We start from the raw sequence: 19,074 nt of genomic DNA on the forward strand, positions 1-19,074 counted from the left end.
ATGTACAGGAATCGCGTAATATTAATCACGTTATTGACCACTATTTCAGCAGCTGCGTTCGCGCAGCTGCCTGCTTATAAAAATAAGCAGCTGTCGCCGGAGCAGCGGGCCAAGGATTTGTTGCAGCGTATGACACTGGATGAAAAAGTGATGCAGACACAGTGTCTCTGGTCGCAGAAGTCGACCATACTGAATGATAGCGGTGACTTCGATGAGGCCAAGGCCGCCACAGCATTGAAAAATGGTATGGGCGAACTGGCACGGCTAAACGAACATGGCGGCCCTAATAGTGGTGGTCGTTATCCGAAAGATCAGGCCATCCTCTATAATAAAATCCAGCATTACTTTATTGACAAAACCCGTTTAGGCATTCCTGTTATGATACATGAAGAATCATTGCATGGACAGGAAACACAGGATGCTACTAACTTTCCAGTGCCGATGGCACTGGCCAGCAGTTGGAATGTGCAGCTGTTGGGAGAGGTCTATAGTAGCGTAGCTGCGGAGGTGCGTGCCCGTGGTGGCCAGCAGGTATTGGCGCCAGTGATCGATATCACACGAGACCCACGCTGGGGCCGCACAGAAGAGACACTGGGAGAAGATCCTTATCTCATCTCAAAATTGGCTGTAGCCGAAATTAAAGCCTACCAGGGAGACGGTGTTTATCTTGGAAAGGATAAAGTAGCCGCTACCTTGAAACACTTTGGTATACACGGACAAAGTGAAGGTGGCCTGAATGTATCACCCAGTAATATAGATGAACGAACAGCCAGGGAGGTGTTCTTCAAACCTTTTAAACTATGCGTGGAAGAAGGTAAAGCCATGAACGTAATGGCTTGTTACAATGAAGTATTTGGCCTGCCTGCACATATCAACAGCTTTTTGTTGAAAGATATACTGCGCAAAGAGTGGGGATTCAAAGGCGTGGTGGTTTCTGACTACTATGCTATCAGAGATGTGCAGACCTTACATAAAATTACGCCTTCTCTAGATGAAGCCGGGGTGCTGGCACTTAATGCCGGCGTGGATTTAGAGACCCCTGATCCGGATGGATTCAAACATCTTGCGGCGCAGGTGAAGAGCGGAAAAGTAAGTATGGCGACCTTAGATGGAGCTGTTATACGTATTCTGATCAACAAATTCAGAGTGGGTTTATTTGATGATCCTTATGTGGACCCCGCTGTAGCAGATACGCTGGTAGGTAGTGCCGCTAAACGTGCAGTAGCTTATAAAGCTGCCTGCGAAAGCATGGTACTGCTGAAGAATGAGCATCAGTTTTTGCCGTTAGATATTAATAAGATCAAGACCATCGCATTCATTGGACCTAATGCCGACAAATGCTTGCTGGGTGGTTATTCCGGTAAACCTCGCGTGTGTACGTCGCCGTTAGCAGCGTTGAAAGAACGTTATGGCAAAGACATGAAGATATTGTATGCCGAAGGCGCTACATTGACCAATATCAACGACTGGGGAGCTGATACGATTGAACTTGCTGATAAAGCAAGGGCCAGGGAAAAAATAGCTGAAGCCGTGGAAGTGGCTAAGCAGGCAGATGTAGTAGTGTTATTTGTAGGCGGTAATGAAAGCATGAGCAGAGAAGGTTGGGGGAGCAATCACCTGGGGGATCTGCCTACGTTGGAGTTGTTGAATGGACAAAATGAATTGATCAGAGCCGTGGTAGCCACCGGAAAACCTGTTTGCGCTTTTGTGAATAGTGGCCCTCCATTGAGTATCGGGAGTCTGGCAGAGCAGGTGCCTGCGCTAATGCAGTGTTGGTACTTGGGCCAGGAAGGTGGCTATGCGATGGTAGATGCCTTGTTCGGGAAAGTAAATCCCAGTGGTAAACTACCTATTTCTTTTCCACGAACAGCAGGACATATACCTGCATATTATAATTACAAGCCATCCGCCAGAAGAGGCTACAACCTTGGCTTTGATGTGAGCCCGCTGTTTGCGTTTGGCCACGGGCTCAGCTATACGACGTTTGAATATAGCACACCTGTATTGTCTAAATCGGTGATCAGGCCAGGAGAAAAAGTAAGTATTAAAGTGACTGTAAAAAATACCGGCGCCGTAAGAGGAGCGGAAACGATACAGCTTTATCTGCGTGATGATTATTCTTCTGTGACCAGGCCAGTAAAGGAATTGAAAGGATTCGAGAAGATCTGGCTGAACCCGGGAGAATCGAAAGAAGTGACCTTTATTATAGATGCAGATGCGCGATCATTTTATGATAAAGATATGAAGTGGATAGAAGAAGCAGGCACCTTTACCTGTATGGTGGGTACCTCTTCTGATAAAACAGCTAATGTAGTACTTACTGTTCAATAAGATTTTTGCAGATGAGATTAATGGAGAAAACCATGCGGTGGTTTGGGCCGCAAGACCCTGTGAGCCTGGAATACATTCGGCAGGCGGGTTGCACGGGCGTGGTGACAGCCTTGCATAGCCTAGCGCCCGGCGAAGTATGGCCCATAACGGAGATCAATAAACGAAAAGAGCTGATCCATGCCGCTGGCCTTACCTGGACGGTGGTTGAGAGTTTGCCGGTTAGTGAGGATATCAAACGCAAGAGCGGTAATTATCTGCTGCATATCGATCATTACAAGGAGAGCTTGCGCAACCTGGGGGCATGTGGTATCAAAGTAATCACTTATAACTTCATGCCAGTACTGGATTGGGTGAGAACAGATATTGCCTGGCGCTTGCCTGATGGCGCTATTGCCTTGCGCTTCAAAAGGCTTGCGTTTATTGCATTTGATATTTTCCTGTTGCAACGGCCTATGGCTGATAAGGATTATGCAGCTGAAGATGTGAAATCCGCTATGGGCTTGCTGGATGAGATGGATGAAGCGTCGAGGAATTTATTATTTGATAATTGCATGCTTGGTTTGCCTGGTACCAGCGGGCGTTTTACACGAGCGGCAATATTGGAAGCATTGGATACCTATCAGGATATTGATGCTGATAAGTTACGTGAGCATCTCATTTATTTTTTAAGAGAGATCGTTCCTGTAGCAGTAGCAGAAGGCCTGGTGATGGCGATACATCCGGACGATCCTCCGTTTCCGGTGCTAGGCTTACCGCGAATAGTGAGCACCGAATCAGACATTGTGCGGGTGCTGGCTGCAGTGCCGTCTGTAGCAAATGGGCTTTGCTTTTGCACCGGATCGTTAGGAGTGAGGCCGGATAATGATCTTACAGGAATGATTACACGTTATGGCGACAGGATTCATTTTATTCATTTGCGCAATACACTATCCGATGCAGGTGGCAACTTCCATGAGTCGTATCATTTAGAAGGCAATACCGATATGGCTGCTGTGGTGAGGTCGTTATTACAACTGATGCAACATGAAGACAGGAGCATACCTATGCGACCTGATCATGGACATCAGTTGCTGGATGATCAATATAGGCAGACTTACCCGGGATATTCTGCCATCGGGCGTTTGAAGGGACTAGCAGAGCTTCGTGGATTGGAGCTGGGTATCAGTAAAAGTATTTAACACGTTTTGAAACTAATGCTGAGCAATTCACGTTTGGGTTAATTTTTTCCCTCGTGCCGGAATTGAGCAGGGGCGCTGTTGTCCGAACAGCGCCCTTTTTTTGTTGCTATCTTTTAGCTAACTTGTATACAACGGAAACATATTCATCTACCTAAACTATTATCTTATGAATGAACTGGAAGCAAAAGCTGGTATTCAGATAGCAAAACCAATCCATGAGGTATATAACGCTATCATTGATCCGGCGCAGATGTCCAACTACTTTATTCAGGAAGGTTCTGCAAAAATGGAAGCAGGCAAGGATATTACCTGGAAGTTCCCGGAGTTTCCTGATAAGTTTACAATAAAAGTCCTGGATTTAAAAGAACCAGAAGAAGTAATCTTTCAATGGGAAGGCTCGCCTGGTTATCAGTTAAAAGTAGATATACGTTTGGAAAAACGGCCCGATAATGCTACACTAGTAAAGATTACAGAAGGCAGTATGCCTAATACCGAAGCTGGCTTAAAATGGATGCGCGGTAATACAGAAGGCTGGGCTAATTTCCTGGCTTGTCTGAAAGCCTGGCTGGAATATGGTGTGCATCTGCGTAAAGGTGCATTTGACTATATGAAAAAGGATTAAGCACCCTTATATAAATGATTACCAAGTCTATCACTATATGGCCGGAGGCCGACAGAGGAAACACAGATTCGTTACTGGGTTATAAACCAGCCCTGATAAAGGATATACAACTCTATCCAAATCCTACCAGCGGCAACTTTAAGGTATCAGTAACGCTGACTAAATCTGTTGCCGTAACTATTAAGCTGATCAACTTTAATACCGGCCAGCAAATAGATATGAAACAATCTGCCGTCGGCATGAACCATGAGGTACCTTTCAATATCACTGAAATGCCACAGGGAATATATCTTTTAGGTGTGCAGGCCGACCAGGAATACCAGGTTAAAAAGATCATGAAACTATAAACTCCAGATAGGTTTTGGTAAGCGCTGCTTAAATCAGGAATGCCCTGTTTTAAGCAGCGCTTCTTTTTCTTATCTACTTGAGCCTCACAAGAAAAGAAGCTGTGAAATAATTGCGATAAGCGTCGATTTTTTGTTGCACACACGCAACTTTGGTATGATAATTTCGTTCTACAGACCAAAGTTTTAAATAACCATGGTAAAATGGGTGCTAAGAAGAAGCGGTGGCACAGATAACCCTCATGCCACTGATTTGAACATGGGAGCAATATACGACCCGCTGGTATCATCACTGTATGCAATCGACTATGAGCTGTTTCCTGAATTCCTTACTGTAGTCAGCCAATCTGAAAACTGGGGCTTCTCAAATGCGAGCTTTCGGTTTTATGAAAACATGGACCTGCGTGAACTTGCGTTGGTACCCGGATATCCAGGTCGTAAAATGAAACCCGATGAAGTATTGATTATGGAAGAACAGGCTGGTGTTGTACTGATGGATACACATTGCTTTTTCCGGTTGATATTCGATTATGGTAGTGCTTTGCTGGTCAATAAAGCTTCCAGGGATCAGGTTTCCAACGAATGGAAAGCAGATATGCATAAGGCGCTCGTGCTGATAGCCGCCAGATTGCAGGCATAAAAAAGCCGCACAAACAATTGTCTGTGCGGCAGCGTATAGGTGTAGCTGTTAGTCGATGTATTAATACTTTCGCAGTATGGTAATATAACCCTTTGCAATATCTGTACTTCCCATCACACGGAATACATAGTAGTAAGTGCCTTCAGCAAGCTGTTGCCCGTTTATTTTTCCATCCCAGGTATTGTGATAGTTTTTCTGTTGAAATACAGTTCTGCCAGCACGGTCTACAATCGTCAGTTCATTTTCAGGATAGTCTTCAATACCGTCGATTACCCAGTAATCATTGTGCCCATCGCCATTTGGCGTGAGTACGTTGTTAGCATTGATTATAAAGTCGCCCAGTACCCTGATTTCTAATTTAGCAGTATCTGTACAGCCGGCATCGCTGATGCCCACTACCTCATACTGGGTAAGTTTCAGTGGCTTTGCAGTTATGCTGGGGGTAGTTACTTCACCTGTAACACCCGCAGTCCATTTATAAGTATCGCCGCCGCTCGCCGTCAGCGTAATGACTTCTCCTTTCTTAATAATATTTCCTTTATCACTCACTAATTTCAGGTCTGGAATTTTATTGACGCTGATAGTAAAAGTTTCGGTCTTGGTATCTTGTCCGCCATTAGCTGTGCCGCCATCGTCTTTGATCATCACTGTTACGGTACATACGCCTGCGGCCTGCCCTGGCTTCAATCTAAAGGTAAGTGTGCCATCAGTAGTAACCTGGAGGAGGTCTAGTATAGGCAGATCTGCCACAGCAACCAGCGTGTAGGTCTGGTCAGGATCACCTGCCGACATTCCCGTCAGATGCAGGGTATGCAACTCCGTTCCAGTACAGGCCATCTGGTTGGCAATAGGGTCCAGGGTTGGAGGATGATTGATACCGCTGGCCACCACATTCACCTTAATGTCGGCCACATCACTGGTAAAAGTTCCATCACTAACGGAAACGGATATCCTGATAGTGGTACCTCGTTTACTTCGCAGCATAGCAGCGTCTTTCACGGTCAGGGTACCGTTGGTAGACAGCGTGATGGCACCGTTACTGTTGTCATCAATAATGTTCCAGTCAATGATATTGCCGGTAGCCACTACCTGACCAATAATGCTTCCTGCCGGTGTGTCGTCGGTAACCGTAAAGGTCTGATCACTGATGGTTGGCGGCATTGCCGTCATGCTGATCGCGGTAGGAATGCTGGTCGCGGCACTCACTGCCTGACCTGGTAATATGCCGGCCATCAGTAACATTCCGGCAGCGAGTTGTCGGTAAAATTTATTCATAGGTAAATGGGACGCTCATCTGTTTTACGTCAGTTCTACACAGGATTATTTTTATAAAGATAACCAGCTTTTTTTGTTGTAGAAATATTTTTTTTAATATATATCTCTATAGCAGATTTTTTCTTACATTTATATTGCCACCAGGCATAAATAATTCGCAGCAAAATAACGCTTCTTTCACATTGGAAATTAACCTGATATGATGTCCCGACTGCTGTTTTTATTCTCGATTTGTCTGGTTGCTTCTCTGCAGCTATCTGGATTTCCACCACTTATCACAAAGCCAAGGCCCAATATCATCTGGATCATCGTTGATGACCTGGGATATAGTGATCTCTCTTCCTATGGAAATAAAACGATTCAGACGCCCCATATAGACGCCCTGGCAGCGCAAGGGGTGCGCTTTACACGCGCTTATGCCACTGCCCCCATTTGCGGACCGGCTAGGGAAGGCATCATTACAGGGCGCTACCAGCAAAGGTTTGGCGGTGAGTATATGCCGTATGAACAACTGCGACCTACGTATAAAAAGAAATTGGCAACCAACTATCTGCTGCATCGAAAAAAATATCCGGGTTTACAAACCCTGAAAGTGCATATGAAGGCTAACGCTAAAAATTATACGACCGGCCTTGCTCGACAGGAACTAACGATCGCGGATATACTAAAAAGAGATGGATATGTAACAGGATTGGTAGGTAAATGGAATGAAGGTTATGGAGAAAATTACTTCCCGGACCAGCGAGGTTTTGACTACAGCTATTATTTCCCGGGAGCATTAACCAGGTACGTGGAAGATCCTATAGATACCAATCGCTTTCAATCCATCCGGTTACCTTGGGCATTTTCAGATTTCCCGGCCTGGGCGCCGCGCTACGGCTCTTCCGCCATCATGGAAGGTCGTAATGCTGTCAAAGATACCGGCTACCTCACTTTTTCGCTGGCAGCAAAAGCCATTGCATTCATCGATAAAAATAAAGACAAACCTTTCTTTCTGACGCTGGCCTTTAATGCACCACATGATCCATTCCAGGCGCCAGTAGCTTATGTCAATAAGGTTAGCCACGAACCTGATCCGGTGAAACGTATCTACTACGCCATGATCCTCGCCCTGGATGATGCAGTGGGAGCGGTAGCAGCAAAACTCAAAACCGCAGGAATTGCCGATAATACGCTCATTTTCTTTATCAGCGATAATGGTGGCGCAGCATACACACGCGCTACGGATAATGCGCCATTACGGGGCGGAAAATGCACACAGTTCGAAGGTGGCCTCGTTGTACCTTGCTTCCTGAAGTATCCGGCAGCATGGAGTACCGCTCAGGTATATACGAACCCTGTCAGCGCCCTCGACCTATTTGCCACCACTGTAGGGGTAACAGGTACACCATTACCTGCCGACCGCCCTTATGATGGCGTCAACCTGATCCCTTTTATCAATGGGCAACGCAGCGATGAACCACATCCGGTGCTTTACTGGAGAAACGGTTACGCGAAAGCCATCCGCCAGCAAGACTGGAAACTCTATCTCAACGAAAAAAATAAAAAGGTCTTCCTCTTCCACCTCACAGATGATCCAGCTGAAAAAAATAATCTTGCCCAACAATATCCTGAAAAGGTAGCTGCACTTAAATCAGCGCTGCATGATTGGGAATCAAAAAATACGGTCGCACCAAAATGGCCCAGTGGTGCAGATATCCGTATTCGTGATAATAACGGATGGTTGTGGTTTCCTTCCTGACGGCCGATCTTGAATGAACCCTGCATATTTTTCCTGATCGCGTAAATCAATTTCCCAATCCGACCGACGCAGCCAGTTGACACCACCTACTTTTGCTGGCAAAAAAAATAGATGAACCAAATATACCTGCGTTTGAACTTCAAAAGGATAGCACTGCTATTTGTAATACTCTTTACAACATTTAGCCACGCTATCGCAGACGACGGAGAAATTTTATCCGCTATTAAAGGCCAGGTCCGTACCTCGGATGGATTGCCTGCGCCATATGTAACTGTTCGCCTCCAACACTCCAACCAGGGCGCCTTAACCGATGCCAACGGAAATTTCGCTATCAAAAAAGTGAAACCAGGACATTACACCTTGATCGTATCACTGGTAGGGTATAGTAATGTGTTGCAAGAGGTAGAAGTAGAACAGGACAAAATCTCACAGGTGACGCTTACGCTGGGTGCTTCCGGACAACAGATGAAAGAAGTAACCGTAGTAGGACAGAATAATAAATATACTGTACTGGAACCATCTAACTCTCTTCGTCTGAATATGCCACTGGTAGAAGTACCACAAAGCATTACAGAGGTTTCTAAAGAAGTGTTGGCAGACCAGATGATATTCAATATGCAAGAAGGTGTAACCCGCAATATCAGCGGCGCTTCCCGCTTAGGCCACTGGGATATGTATTCAAATTTGCAGATCCGTGGCAGTCGCGCTAACTCTTTCAGAAATGGAATGAATGTTTACATCAGCCCATGGAGCCCGCTCACAGAAGATATGAGCATGGTAGATAAAATTGAATTCATCAAAGGCCCTGCAGGATTCCTCGTTTCTAACGGTGAAGTTGGTGGTACCTATAACGTAGTAACCAAAAAGCCTACCGGCTATAACCAGGGAGATGTTACCTTAAGCCTGGGCAGCTACGATGAATACCGCGCCTCACTTGATCTCGATGGTAAGCTCTCTAAAAATGGCAAGCTGCTCTATCGTTTCAACCTCATGGGTGAAACAAAAAATGGCTGGCGCAATTTTGATTATACCAACCGATACAGCATCGCGCCAGTATTGAAATATCTCATCGATGATAAAAATGCGGTTACAGTTGAATATAATCTTCAATACATGCAACTGCCAGTGGTAGGTGGTAACTATTCCTTCTCAAAGCGCGGCTATGGCGATCTGCCACGAAATTTTACTACGATAGAAGGTAATATGGACCCTACCAAAATCAACGACCAGAGCGTAATGGTTTACTATGATCATACTTTTAGTCCTGATTGGAAACTGACGGCGCAAATGGGGTATTTCCACTACAATCAGGTAGGACAATCCATGTGGCCTGGTGGATTTTCTGTTGCCGGCAACGACAGTCTCCTCCAACGTAATATTAATATCTGGGATGCCTTAGGTATCAATAAAACGGCACAGGTATTTCTCAATGGTAAATTCCGTACGGGAGCTGTAACCCATACTGTGCTTGGCGGTGTGGACATGAAATACAGCAACTATTATGCGGATTGGAGCCAGGGCGGCAAGTTTGGCGACGCTAACTTTAATATCTATCATCCTACCTATGGCGGTGTTAAGCAGCTAACCTACGACAGATCCACCGATATCCGCACCAGAGGTGTGCAATATAACTATGGTTATAATGCTTTCTACGTGCAGGACCAACTGGGCTTCTTCGAAGATAAATTACGTGTAACCCTGGCTGGTAGGTACACTACTAATACCGCAGTGAGCCCTTATGATGGCACCAATAAAGACAGCAAATTCACGCCACGCTTTGGTGTCAGCTATTCGCTCGATAAAAACACCTCCCTGTATGGAGTTTATGATGTGAGCTTCACACAGAACCCTGGCCTGGACTGGCAAAAACGACCATTCGATCCGCTCACTGGCGATAATATTGAATTCGGTTTTAAACGTAACTGGTTCCATGGCCGCTTTACCTCCACAGTAGCGGTATACCAGATTACTAAAAATAATGTACTCACCACAGATCTTGATCATCCTGATCCTGTTGCCGGCTTTATCTATAGCCGCCAAAATGGCCAGCAGCGTATCAAAGGACTGGAAGCAGATTTTCAGGGAGAAGTGGTGCATGGCCTGAATGTAGTGGTAAACTATGCCTATACAGATGGCGTCGTTTCTAAAGATAACGATGCGAAACTTGTGGGCAATTATGTACCAGGCATTGCAAAGCATATACAAAATACCTGGTTGACATATACCCTGCAAAGTAGCGTCCTGAAAGGGTTAAGGGCTTCCGTAGGTTATCAGTACCAGGCAGGCCGTGTAGCAGGTCAGGTATATGATAAAAGCGAAAATTTCCTGCCTGATTATTTCAGAATGGATGCTGGCATCGGATATAACATCAATAAATTCAGCATAAATGTATTGGTAAATAATGTGCTGAATGCTTATCTGTATACCGGTGCGCCATCTGTTGACGGATACGGAAATAAAATCTATTACTGGCAAACGGAACCTGGCCGTAACCTGCGTATGAGCCTTGGTTATCACTTTTAATCTATAAACTCAAACCCTGTATATAATGAAGAAACTATTATTCTCAGCATTGTTATGCTGCTGTATGCATACCTTATTTGCGCATGCGCTCTGGATCGAAACGATTGCTACCGGCAAGAAAGGGCAGGCGCAGGAAGTGAAGATATTTTTAGGTGAATATGCAGATAACGAACGCGATTCTATCAGCAACTGGTTCAGCAATATGAAAGAATTCTCTTTATACCTGATCACGCCTGATGGTGTAAAGCAAAAGCTGGATTGCGTTCCTGCCGGCGATCATTTCCGCGCTACTTTCACACCTGCAACAGACGGCGCCTATGTTTTATATGTAGATCATACGGTGAAGGAGGTGTATGGAGAAAGTAAAATCCATTATTATGCACAAGGTATCGTACGTGTCAATACCAGCAAAGGTTTGGATAATCTGCACCAAAATGATTTTGTACTGATAGAGCAGCCTTCAAAAGCTCCTAAGATAAATGTACCGCTGCAGGTAGCATTATCACATAAAACTAAAAAAGAATTGCCGGATGCTGCATTAACCGTGCAGTCGCCACAAGGCTGGACGAAGAAAATAAAACCTTTAGTAGGGGAAAGCTACTCGTTTATACCTGCGTGGCAGGGGAGATACTTGCTGGAAGGCACTTTCACAGAAAATGAAACAGGTCTGCATGAAGGAAAGCCTTATCAGCGTATATGGCATTGCGTTACCTTTTGTAAAGATATTTAATGTGAATGCTAAAGGATGCAACCGTTGATAATCGTGGAATAAGCAAAAGGCCGTCTCTATTGATTAGAGACGGCCTTATCTTTTATTGAGACCAGCCTGTTGGCGTTCTGTCCCATCGATGTTTTTTGAGTGCTGCGAGTAATTCGGGCGACAGTCCATTGCCGTCGCTGCAGGCCATGTTAGCTTCTACGTTCCTGATTTTTCGCATACCTGGGATGGTGGTGCTGATATCAGGATTGCTGAGAATGAAGCGTAGCGCCATTTCTGGCATAGTCATTCCAGCAGGTATCAGCGGCTTCAGTGCATCTGCGTGTTCCACGCTGCTGTTCAGGTTCTCTGGTACAAAATAGCTGGCGCGCCAATCGCCGGCAGGGAAGGTGGTTTCTTTGGTGAAAGTGCCAGTGAGGGTACCTTCGTCAAAAGGAACGCGTGCGATAACACCTATATTGAGTTCACGACAAAGCGGCAGCAGGTTGTCTTCCGGCGCCTGGTCGAAAATATTATATATTACTTGTACTGCGTCAATGAGGCCAGTACGTAAGGTGTTGAGGCAATTGTCAGGTTCCCAGCGGTTCACGCTCACGCCCCAATGTTTTACTTTTCCTGCCTGTTGTAATTTGGTGATGGCCTCTTTCCATTCGTCCTGATTAGCCCAGCCATCTTCCCAAACGTGAAACTGCTGAAGGTCTATGCATTCAACACCGAGGTTCTTCAAACTTTTCTCTGTGTATTCCACGATGTAGTCAGCAGGAAAAACATCCTGTATATTGAATTCAGGCTTGGATGGCCATTTACGATTCTTTGGCGGTATTTTGGTGGCGGCATACAAACGCTTACCAGGGTGGCGTTTCATGGTTTTATTGAGGATTTCTTCGCTCAGTCCTTCACCATATCCCCAGGCAGTATCAAAGAAGTTACAGCCTAATTCTATAGATCTGTCAAGGGCTTTGTTCACCTCGTCTTCTTCTGAGCCTGTCCAGCCGGCCATGCCCCACATGCCATATCCTACCTCACTGATTTTCCAGCCTGTTCTACCAAAAACGCTATATTCCATATGTTATATTTTTCCGATTATTAATTTAGAGAGATAAATATACATCAAAACTTATTCTGCCGCCAGCTTGTGTAGGAATTCCTTGAAACCCTTGTTGGAATAGTCTTTGGCGCCGGTATACCGCTCGCGTATGTTTCCTTTTTTATCGATGATAACCGTAGTGGGTAAGGTGCCGCTATAGACTTTCGGTGCTATAGCGGAGGCGGCGGCATATAACGGTAATGTATATCCGTTTTCTTGCTGAAACTTGCTGGCTTTTGCCAGGTTACTATCTGCATCTACAATGAGGAACACTATGTCCGGATCATTTTTCAGCTCCTGGTATAGCTGGTTAAGTGCTGGCATTTCTGCACGACATGGCGGACACCAGGTGGCCCAGAAGTTGAGAAATACAACCTTTCCTTTTAAGGATGCTATGGACACCATATTGCCGGATTCATCCTGAAAGCGGGTGTCTGGCGGGATTTCATTGCCAGCCCCTTCATCATGGACACTGGGTTGAAATAAGCCAACAGCCATCAGTCCACGCATCACATAAGATTTTGCGGAAGGACTCACCAGCATCAGTATTAGAAACAATAGAAAGATGCCGTTGATGATATTACTGCGGTTAAACCAATTCTTTTTCATAATAGATTAACAATGTACATTAAATTCTGAAAAGGGGGGATTGGTATACACCAATGGCAATAACAATACGGTTGTCGGGATTGCCTCTGTGTTTGTCGGTATACTACCGCATTTAAATGGCATGGTACCTGTAAGTTTGTATCAGTAAAATTTCATTGTTATGCAGAAAATAACTCCTTTCCTCTGGTTTGATACCCAGGCAGAAGAAGCCGCTAATTTTTATACTTCGGTATTTAAAAATTCCAGGGTGGTAAGTATTACAAGGTATAGCAGCGCAGGCCCTGGCCCTGAAGGCTCGGTGATGTCGGCGATCTTTGAGCTGGAAGGCATGACCTTCTATGCCTTGAACGGCGGACCTATGTACAAGTTTAACCCGGCGATTTCATTATTTATCGATTGTAAATCCCAGGAAGAAATTGATGAACTCTGGGACAAACTGACTGCAGATGGTGGCAAACCCAACAGATGTGGTTGGCTGGTCGATAAATTTGGCGTTTCCTGGCAGGTGGTGCCTTCGCAGTTAGGGCAACTCCTGGGCGATAAAGATCCGCAGCGCGCAGGGCGCGTGGGTGCTGCGCTCATGAAAATGGATAAGCTGATCATTAAAGACCTGCAAGATGCTTATGATGGTAAATAACGTATAAGCGTTAAGGTATTTTAATCTGTAATGCACGCTGTAAGGAGGCAGACAGTAATGGTATTATTCCATGCTGTCTGCCTCTTTTTTCTGAGCGAAGCAATGTATCCACCCCGAAGTAAAAGGGAAGTGTTTTAGGAGCATTCAGATAAAAATCTAATTGCTTCTTTTTAAAAAATATTATTTACTAATCTTTCTTATGAAAAATAAATTTTCCAGTTTGCTTTGTTGCGATTTATTTATAAAATATTGTATTGCAATATATTATGATTATTTTTGTGAGATGGATTCAACTGATTTTCCAGATATCTGTAGAAAAACTTAATAAAAAAATATATTAACTATATTGTAGTTTAGTAAAAATATATATATTCACATTGCTGTAATTCGAATATCAACCAAGAATCAGGGACGTACCGCGCATCACCTTCCTGAATAAAAAACAACTATAACGCCGACGGGCCAACGCAACGACCAGCTACCTGGCCGTACAGGAATTGTCATTTCACTTTTTGAATAACACAACTACATGCTAACTATCACCAAAAAAAGAACGCATATGAAAGAACGGCTACTTATCCCGTGCCTTATGCTACTACTCCTAATCGCCACCGTGGTGAAAGGCCAGACTGCTAATATCTCCGGTAAAGTAACGGACCACGACAACGGAGATCCTATCCCTGGCGTAACTGTCCGCATCAAAGGAAAAAATACTGCCGTACAAACAGATGCCAAAGGCACCTTCTCTTTAAGCGCTACGCCGCAAGATATCCTGATCGTTTCTATCATCGGCTATAATACTATTGAACAAACAGTAGGAACATCTACCAACCTGAAAATACAACTCAGCGGACAAGCGATCGCCCTGAAAGACCTTGTGGTAGTGGGTTATGGCACACAGAAAAAAGCAAACCTCACCGGTGCCCTCACTTCTCTGAAAACAGAAGAAATCACCAAGCGGCAGGTAGCTTCCACCTCCAACCTCCTCCAAGGCTTAGCGCCAGGAGTAATGGTAACACAACAATCCGGTAAGCCCGGTACGGATGGCGCTACCATCAAAATACGCGGTGAAGGCTCTATCTACGCAGGTTCTAGTCCACTCATCCTCGTAGATGGTGTCCAAATGAACATGGACGCCGTAGATCCTAATACGATCGAAAGCATCACCGTACTGAAAGATGCGGCATCCACTGCCATCTACGGTAGCCGCGCTACCAACGGCGTAGTGCTGGTAACCACCCGCAGAGGTAAAGGCAACGGCCTCGCCATGCAATACAATGCATACCTTTCAAAGCAACAAGCCACCAACCTGCCTGAAAAAGTAAGCGCTATAGAACATATGCAATATGCAAACGTTGCCCGTCAGAACACCACCGGCAATCCAAACGCATTCGCATTTGATACTGCGCTGATCAATAAATACAAACAAAATCCTGCTGATAATTTCAACTACTTCAATACCGACTGGGAAAAGCTTGTACTTACCAACAACGGTTTAATGCAGAACCATAACCTGAACCTTAGTCTGGGTAGTGAAAATATCAAATTTTTCGCCTCAGGTACTTACCTGAAGCAGCAAGGGCTCACACCAAATACCTACTATACCAAATATGATGTACGCATGAATGCTGACATCAAAATTTCTGAAAAGGTGAGTCTGCGCGGTGACTATATCTATAATAAAGTTGCACGCAATGAACCCGCAGGTTCTACACCTGAATTCATCATCAAACAAATGCTCGGCATGCCTGCTAATGCTGCTGGTAAATTTGCAGATGGTAAATATGGAGATGCTGGCCAGAGCGCCAAAAGAAACCCGATCGGACAGGCGGAAGCCAGTGGTATCAACCTGAATGAAACGCCTTCCAATATCCTGAAAGCGACCCTCGTATATCGACCTGTCAAAGAACTGGAATTTGAAGCCTGGTTCTCCAACAATACCTACAATGCGCATAACAAAAAATTCGTGCAGAACTATGCGGTTTATCGCCCGGATTATGCAGCTAACCAACTCGTGTTCGATACCTACTATCCTGCACAGAATATGCTGAGTGAAGCCTATTCAAATAATAAACTGAATTACTATACCATTCAAGGTACTTTCAATAAAACGATCGGCGATCATGAAATCAAGTTCCTGGCAGGCTTCCAGGCTGAGGATTTCAGCGTGGCTACGCTCGGCGCCTCCAGAACGGATTTCCCATCCAATGATCCTTTCATGAACATCGGTACCAAAAATATAAACAACAGTGGCGGCGCCAGCGCCTATTTCCTGGAAAGCTTCTACGGCAGATTAAACTATGCCTATAAAGGAAAATACCTGCTTGAACTGAACGGCAGGGCGGATGGTTCTTCCCGATTCTCTCAGGAATTTAACAACCAATGGGGATACTATCCTTCTGTTTCAGCAGGCTGGATACTTAGCCAGGAGAAGTTCTTCGAAGGACTCAATAACGTTGTGAGCTTTGCTAAAATCAGGGCTTCCTATGGTTCATTAGGTAACCAATCCCTCAACGAATATTATCCTTTCGTTGCCACGCTCAACACCACTACTTCTAACTACTATTTCAACAGTAAGAACAACGCAGGTGTTGCACAAACAGATGCCGCTAACCCAATGATCTCCTGGGAAAAATCAACACAGAAAGATATCGGGGCTGACTTCCTTTTCCTGAAAGACAGACTCAGTTTGACTTTCGACTACTACAGCAAAGAAGTTTCTGCAATGCTGCTGAAAAGACCTATTCCTAATTATGTTGGTCTGGGTGCACCATACATCAATATCGGTTCCATGAAAAATACAGGTTGGGAGCTGGCTTTGGGCTGGAAAGACAAGATCGGAAAATTCCGCTATGATGTTGGATTTAACTTGAGTGATGTACGCAATAAAGTGAAAGATCTGGGTGGCGTGGACATCATTGATGGCGCATATATCACTACACCGGGTTCGGCTATACGCTCTTACTATGGCTATGTAGCCGATGGTTATTACCAGAATGCAGATGAAGTAACCAAAGGTCCGTTCTTCCAGAGTACTACTAAGCCAGGTGATATTCGTTACAAAGATTTCAGCGGCCCAGAAGGTAAACCAGATGGTAAAATTGATGCCTACGACCGTAAAGTTTTGGGCAACAGCATGCCACATTACGAGTATAGCCTTAACCTCAACGGCTATTGGAAAAACTTCGATGTAAATATTTTCCTGCAAGGTGTTGGCAAACGCGATAACTATGTAAGCGGTACAGGCGCATGGGCTTTCTATAGCGGCGATTTTATCGGTACTATGTACAGCTGGCAAAAAGATTACTGGACGCCAACTAATCCCAATGCTGCCTATCCTCGCCTGACAGAGAATCCAAGCTTCCCGACATCTACTTTCTGGATGAAGAATGGCGCTTATCTCCGCCTTAAAAACATCGCTCTCGGCTATACGTTTAACGGGCAGCAGGTGAAGTTTGTGAAAATTCAATCTCTGCGTGTATACGTAAGCGGTAGTAACCTGTTTACGCACTCCAACTATGCTCCAGGCTTTGATCCGGAAATGAATAACATCAACGGCGAATTCTATCCGGTGATGAAAACTTTCACTGCAGGCCTGAACCTGAAATTTTAATCCATAAAAAGAATCAGCGATGAAGCGCATAAGTATATTATTACTGGCAGCAGCTGCCTTTTCCTCCTGTAAGAAGGACCTGAACAAACAGCCGCTGGACAGCCCATCTTCAGGTAATTATTACACCAATGAAGCAGAGGTCGGTCTTGGTTTGACTGGCGTCTATTCCAGTACGTACTGGAATCTGAGCAACAATATTCCAGTGCAGGTATCCTTTGATCAGTATACAGATATTGGTTTGGAGCGTACACCTGGTATTGCTGCAGGTACCTACGATGCCACAACCGGTACTATTGCCACCACCTGGCAACTCATGTATAAAACGGTTTCCTACGCTAATAACCTGCTGGACGGAATGGTAAGGGCCAAAGGAAATATCCTGCCGGATAATTATAATAGAATGGAGGCGGAAGCCCGTGTATTAAGGGCCTGGGCTTATTATCATCTGATCGGACTTTATGGCGATGTGCCATTTTATACCAAACCATTATTACCTACTGAGTTTTATAACCAGGCAAGAATTGACAAAAATAAAATTGGAGATTTCCTGTTGACAGACCTCGACAGTGCCGCCACCAAGCTCCCTTGGCAACCTGCGGACCAGGGCCGTGTAAGCAGGGGAGTAGCTTTGGGATTAAAATCCAAATTAGCGTTGATGCTGCAACGTTATGATGTGGCTGCTACTGCTGCTAATGATGTTATTAAAAGTGCGCAATATGGCCTCAATCCGGTATTCGCTAACCTATTCAAAAAAACAGGTCAGGCTGCAAATGCAGGCAAGGAGATCATGTATATCCTGCCATTCCCGGACGATCTGTTAAACCCTGTGAGCTATATCGCCATTGGTCAGGGCTCCCGCGCTATCAGTGCGCAGTCTGGCCGCTTCCCAATTCAACCACTGGTGGATAGGTATGAATGCACCGATGGTAAACGTATCGATGAGTCGCCACTATATGATCCTGCAAACCCTTCTAAAAACAGGGACCCACGTCTGAAACAAACTGTTACCATGCATGGCGATACCATCTCCTTGCTGGCAAGTGGTACGTTGAGAAGATGTGTGTACAGCATCTACAACAACAGCGCCGGTAAAGCAGAAACTAACTTTTATAATTTTGCTACTGGTACCTGGGCTTCTGCTTCCAATGCAGATATGACCAATATCTACGGCCCGGTACTGAACGGCGTTGGCTATCTGTGGGCAAAGTATACCTATGATGATGCACAGGATGCTTTCAGTAGCAAAACCGGTTTTATCTATATGCGTTATGCAGAAATTCTGCTCATCTATGCGGAAGCAAAGATTGAAGGTGGTCAGCTGGATGCCTCTGTGACAGCAGCTATTAACCAGGTGCGTCAGCGTGCAGGCATGCCTGTTATAGATGCCGCAGTTGCAGGCAATCTGGCCAAAATGAAGCAATTGGTAAGAAGAGAGAAAGTAGTAGAACTTGCCAACGAAGGTATTCACCTGTTTGATATGCGCAGATGGAAAACCGGCAAAACAGCCATGAATACCTTTGTATATGGTGCTGCTGCTAAATCAAATGTTCCTGCAACGGTGCCTACCTTTGGCGGTGCAGGTTCTGAAGCTGATCTGAACGATATTCCTGACTATACCAACAGCGCAACCGTGCGTATGAAACGTGAACAACGTTTCTTCCTTGATCCACGTGATTACCTGTGGCCAATTCCACAAGGTGAGCGTGATATGAATAAGCTATTGGGCCCAAATCCCGGATGGTAATTAAGCACTATG

Annotated in this window: 14 protein-coding genes; 11 read left to right on the plus strand and 3 right to left on the minus strand. The window is 45.1% G+C overall.

What is annotated here, in order from left to right:
* From ACE38W_RS21390 to ACE38W_RS21410, 5 genes are all read left to right on the plus strand, one after another.
* Nucleotides 1-2,331 (plus strand): glycoside hydrolase family 3 N-terminal domain-containing protein, encoded by a 2,331-nt coding sequence (locus ACE38W_RS21390; RefSeq protein ID WP_375834466.1) that lies wholly within the window; start codon nt 1-3, stop codon nt 2,329-2,331.
* A gap of 11 nt (nt 2,332-2,342) precedes the next feature.
* Nucleotides 2,343-3,509, plus strand: coding sequence for a mannonate dehydratase (uxuA, locus tag ACE38W_RS21395; protein WP_375834469.1), 1,167 nt, complete (start codon nt 2,343-2,345; stop codon nt 3,507-3,509).
* Nucleotides 3,510-3,675: 166 nt separating this feature from the next.
* Nucleotides 3,676-4,131, plus strand: a complete 456-nt coding sequence (locus tag ACE38W_RS21400; RefSeq protein WP_375834472.1) for an SRPBCC domain-containing protein — start codon at nt 3,676-3,678, stop codon at nt 4,129-4,131.
* 14 nt (nt 4,132-4,145) lie between these two features.
* The gene (locus ACE38W_RS21405; protein WP_375834475.1) at nt 4,146-4,478 is read left to right on the plus strand and encodes a T9SS type A sorting domain-containing protein; all 333 of its coding nucleotides are present in this window, start codon (nt 4,146-4,148) and stop codon (nt 4,476-4,478) included.
* Nucleotides 4,479-4,671: 193 nt separating this feature from the next.
* A complete protein-coding gene (locus tag ACE38W_RS21410; protein ID WP_375834478.1) occupies nt 4,672-5,115 on the plus strand; it encodes a hypothetical protein in 444 nt (147 codons plus the stop codon).
* Nucleotides 5,116-5,175: 60 nt separating this feature from the next.
* Here ACE38W_RS21410 and ACE38W_RS21415 read toward each other — a convergent pair whose 3' ends face one another.
* On the minus strand, nt 5,176-6,390 hold the full coding sequence (locus ACE38W_RS21415; protein ID WP_375834480.1) for a gliding motility-associated C-terminal domain-containing protein: 1,215 nt from the start codon (nt 6,388-6,390) through the stop codon (nt 5,176-5,178).
* A 199-nt stretch (nt 6,391-6,589) separates the two neighbouring features.
* On the opposite strand from ACE38W_RS21415, the gene ACE38W_RS21420 reads away from it, so the two are divergent.
* The 3 genes from ACE38W_RS21420 (at nt 6,590) to ACE38W_RS21430 (ending at nt 11,384) form a co-directional block, all read left to right on the plus strand.
* Nucleotides 6,590-8,131 carry a sulfatase-like hydrolase/transferase gene (locus tag ACE38W_RS21420; RefSeq protein ID WP_375834482.1) on the plus strand — a complete coding sequence of 514 codons (1,542 nt, stop codon included), beginning with the start codon at nt 6,590-6,592 and terminating at the stop codon, nt 8,129-8,131.
* A gap of 111 nt (nt 8,132-8,242) precedes the next feature.
* Nucleotides 8,243-10,654 (plus strand): TonB-dependent siderophore receptor, encoded by a 2,412-nt coding sequence (locus ACE38W_RS21425; RefSeq protein WP_375834485.1) that lies wholly within the window; start codon nt 8,243-8,245, stop codon nt 10,652-10,654.
* 25 nt (nt 10,655-10,679) lie between these two features.
* Complete coding sequence (locus tag ACE38W_RS21430) at nt 10,680-11,384, plus strand: hypothetical protein (RefSeq protein WP_375834488.1); 705 nt, start codon at nt 10,680-10,682, stop codon at nt 11,382-11,384.
* Nucleotides 11,385-11,466: 82 nt separating this feature from the next.
* Here ACE38W_RS21430 and ACE38W_RS21435 read toward each other — a convergent pair whose 3' ends face one another.
* Nucleotides 11,467-12,438, minus strand: coding sequence for an aldo/keto reductase (locus ACE38W_RS21435; protein ID WP_375834490.1), 972 nt, complete (start codon nt 12,436-12,438; stop codon nt 11,467-11,469).
* 51 nt (nt 12,439-12,489) lie between these two features.
* Nucleotides 12,490-13,068 (minus strand): TlpA family protein disulfide reductase, encoded by a 579-nt coding sequence (locus ACE38W_RS21440; RefSeq protein ID WP_375834493.1) that lies wholly within the window; start codon nt 13,066-13,068, stop codon nt 12,490-12,492.
* A gap of 160 nt (nt 13,069-13,228) precedes the next feature.
* On the opposite strand from ACE38W_RS21440, the gene ACE38W_RS21445 reads away from it, so the two are divergent.
* The 3 genes from ACE38W_RS21445 to ACE38W_RS21455 all read left to right on the plus strand — a co-directional run bounded on the left by ACE38W_RS21445 (nt 13,229) and on the right by ACE38W_RS21455 (nt 19,062).
* On the plus strand, nt 13,229-13,705 hold the full coding sequence (locus ACE38W_RS21445; RefSeq protein ID WP_375834495.1) for a VOC family protein: 477 nt from the start codon (nt 13,229-13,231) through the stop codon (nt 13,703-13,705).
* A gap of 589 nt (nt 13,706-14,294) precedes the next feature.
* Nucleotides 14,295-17,318, plus strand: coding sequence for a SusC/RagA family TonB-linked outer membrane protein (locus ACE38W_RS21450; RefSeq protein WP_375834498.1), 3,024 nt, complete (start codon nt 14,295-14,297; stop codon nt 17,316-17,318).
* A 19-nt stretch (nt 17,319-17,337) separates the two neighbouring features.
* Complete coding sequence (locus ACE38W_RS21455; RefSeq protein WP_375834500.1) at nt 17,338-19,062, plus strand: RagB/SusD family nutrient uptake outer membrane protein; 1,725 nt, start codon at nt 17,338-17,340, stop codon at nt 19,060-19,062.
* The last annotated feature ends 12 nt before the right edge of the window (nt 19,063-19,074 follow it).

It is taken from the genome of Chitinophaga sp. Hz27, from assembly GCF_042263525.1.
Lineage (GTDB): Bacteria > Bacteroidota > Bacteroidia > Chitinophagales > Chitinophagaceae > Chitinophaga.

What these genes read in the sequence shown, in the direction of transcription:
- ACE38W_RS21390 (WP_375834466.1), top strand. Translation starts at nt 1, where the DNA reads ATGTACAGGAATCGCGTAATATTAATCACGTTATTGACCACTATTTCA.
- uxuA (WP_375834469.1), top strand. Translation starts at nt 2,343, where the DNA reads ATGAGATTAATGGAGAAAACCATGCGGTGGTTTGGGCCGCAAGACCCT.
- ACE38W_RS21400 (WP_375834472.1), top strand. Translation starts at nt 3,676, where the DNA reads ATGAATGAACTGGAAGCAAAAGCTGGTATTCAGATAGCAAAACCAATC.
- ACE38W_RS21405 (WP_375834475.1), top strand. Translation starts at nt 4,146, where the DNA reads ATGATTACCAAGTCTATCACTATATGGCCGGAGGCCGACAGAGGAAAC.
- ACE38W_RS21410 (WP_375834478.1), top strand. Translation starts at nt 4,672, where the DNA reads ATGGTAAAATGGGTGCTAAGAAGAAGCGGTGGCACAGATAACCCTCAT.
- ACE38W_RS21415 (WP_375834480.1), bottom strand. Translation starts at nt 6,390, where the DNA reads ATGAATAAATTTTACCGACAACTCGCTGCCGGAATGTTACTGATGGCC.
- ACE38W_RS21420 (WP_375834482.1), top strand. Translation starts at nt 6,590, where the DNA reads ATGATGTCCCGACTGCTGTTTTTATTCTCGATTTGTCTGGTTGCTTCT.
- ACE38W_RS21425 (WP_375834485.1), top strand. Translation starts at nt 8,243, where the DNA reads ATGAACCAAATATACCTGCGTTTGAACTTCAAAAGGATAGCACTGCTA.
- ACE38W_RS21430 (WP_375834488.1), top strand. Translation starts at nt 10,680, where the DNA reads ATGAAGAAACTATTATTCTCAGCATTGTTATGCTGCTGTATGCATACC.
- ACE38W_RS21435 (WP_375834490.1), bottom strand. Translation starts at nt 12,438, where the DNA reads ATGGAATATAGCGTTTTTGGTAGAACAGGCTGGAAAATCAGTGAGGTA.
- ACE38W_RS21440 (WP_375834493.1), bottom strand. Translation starts at nt 13,068, where the DNA reads ATGAAAAAGAATTGGTTTAACCGCAGTAATATCATCAACGGCATCTTT.
- ACE38W_RS21445 (WP_375834495.1), top strand. Translation starts at nt 13,229, where the DNA reads ATGCAGAAAATAACTCCTTTCCTCTGGTTTGATACCCAGGCAGAAGAA.
- ACE38W_RS21450 (WP_375834498.1), top strand. Translation starts at nt 14,295, where the DNA reads ATGCTACTACTCCTAATCGCCACCGTGGTGAAAGGCCAGACTGCTAAT.
- ACE38W_RS21455 (WP_375834500.1), top strand. Translation starts at nt 17,338, where the DNA reads ATGAAGCGCATAAGTATATTATTACTGGCAGCAGCTGCCTTTTCCTCC.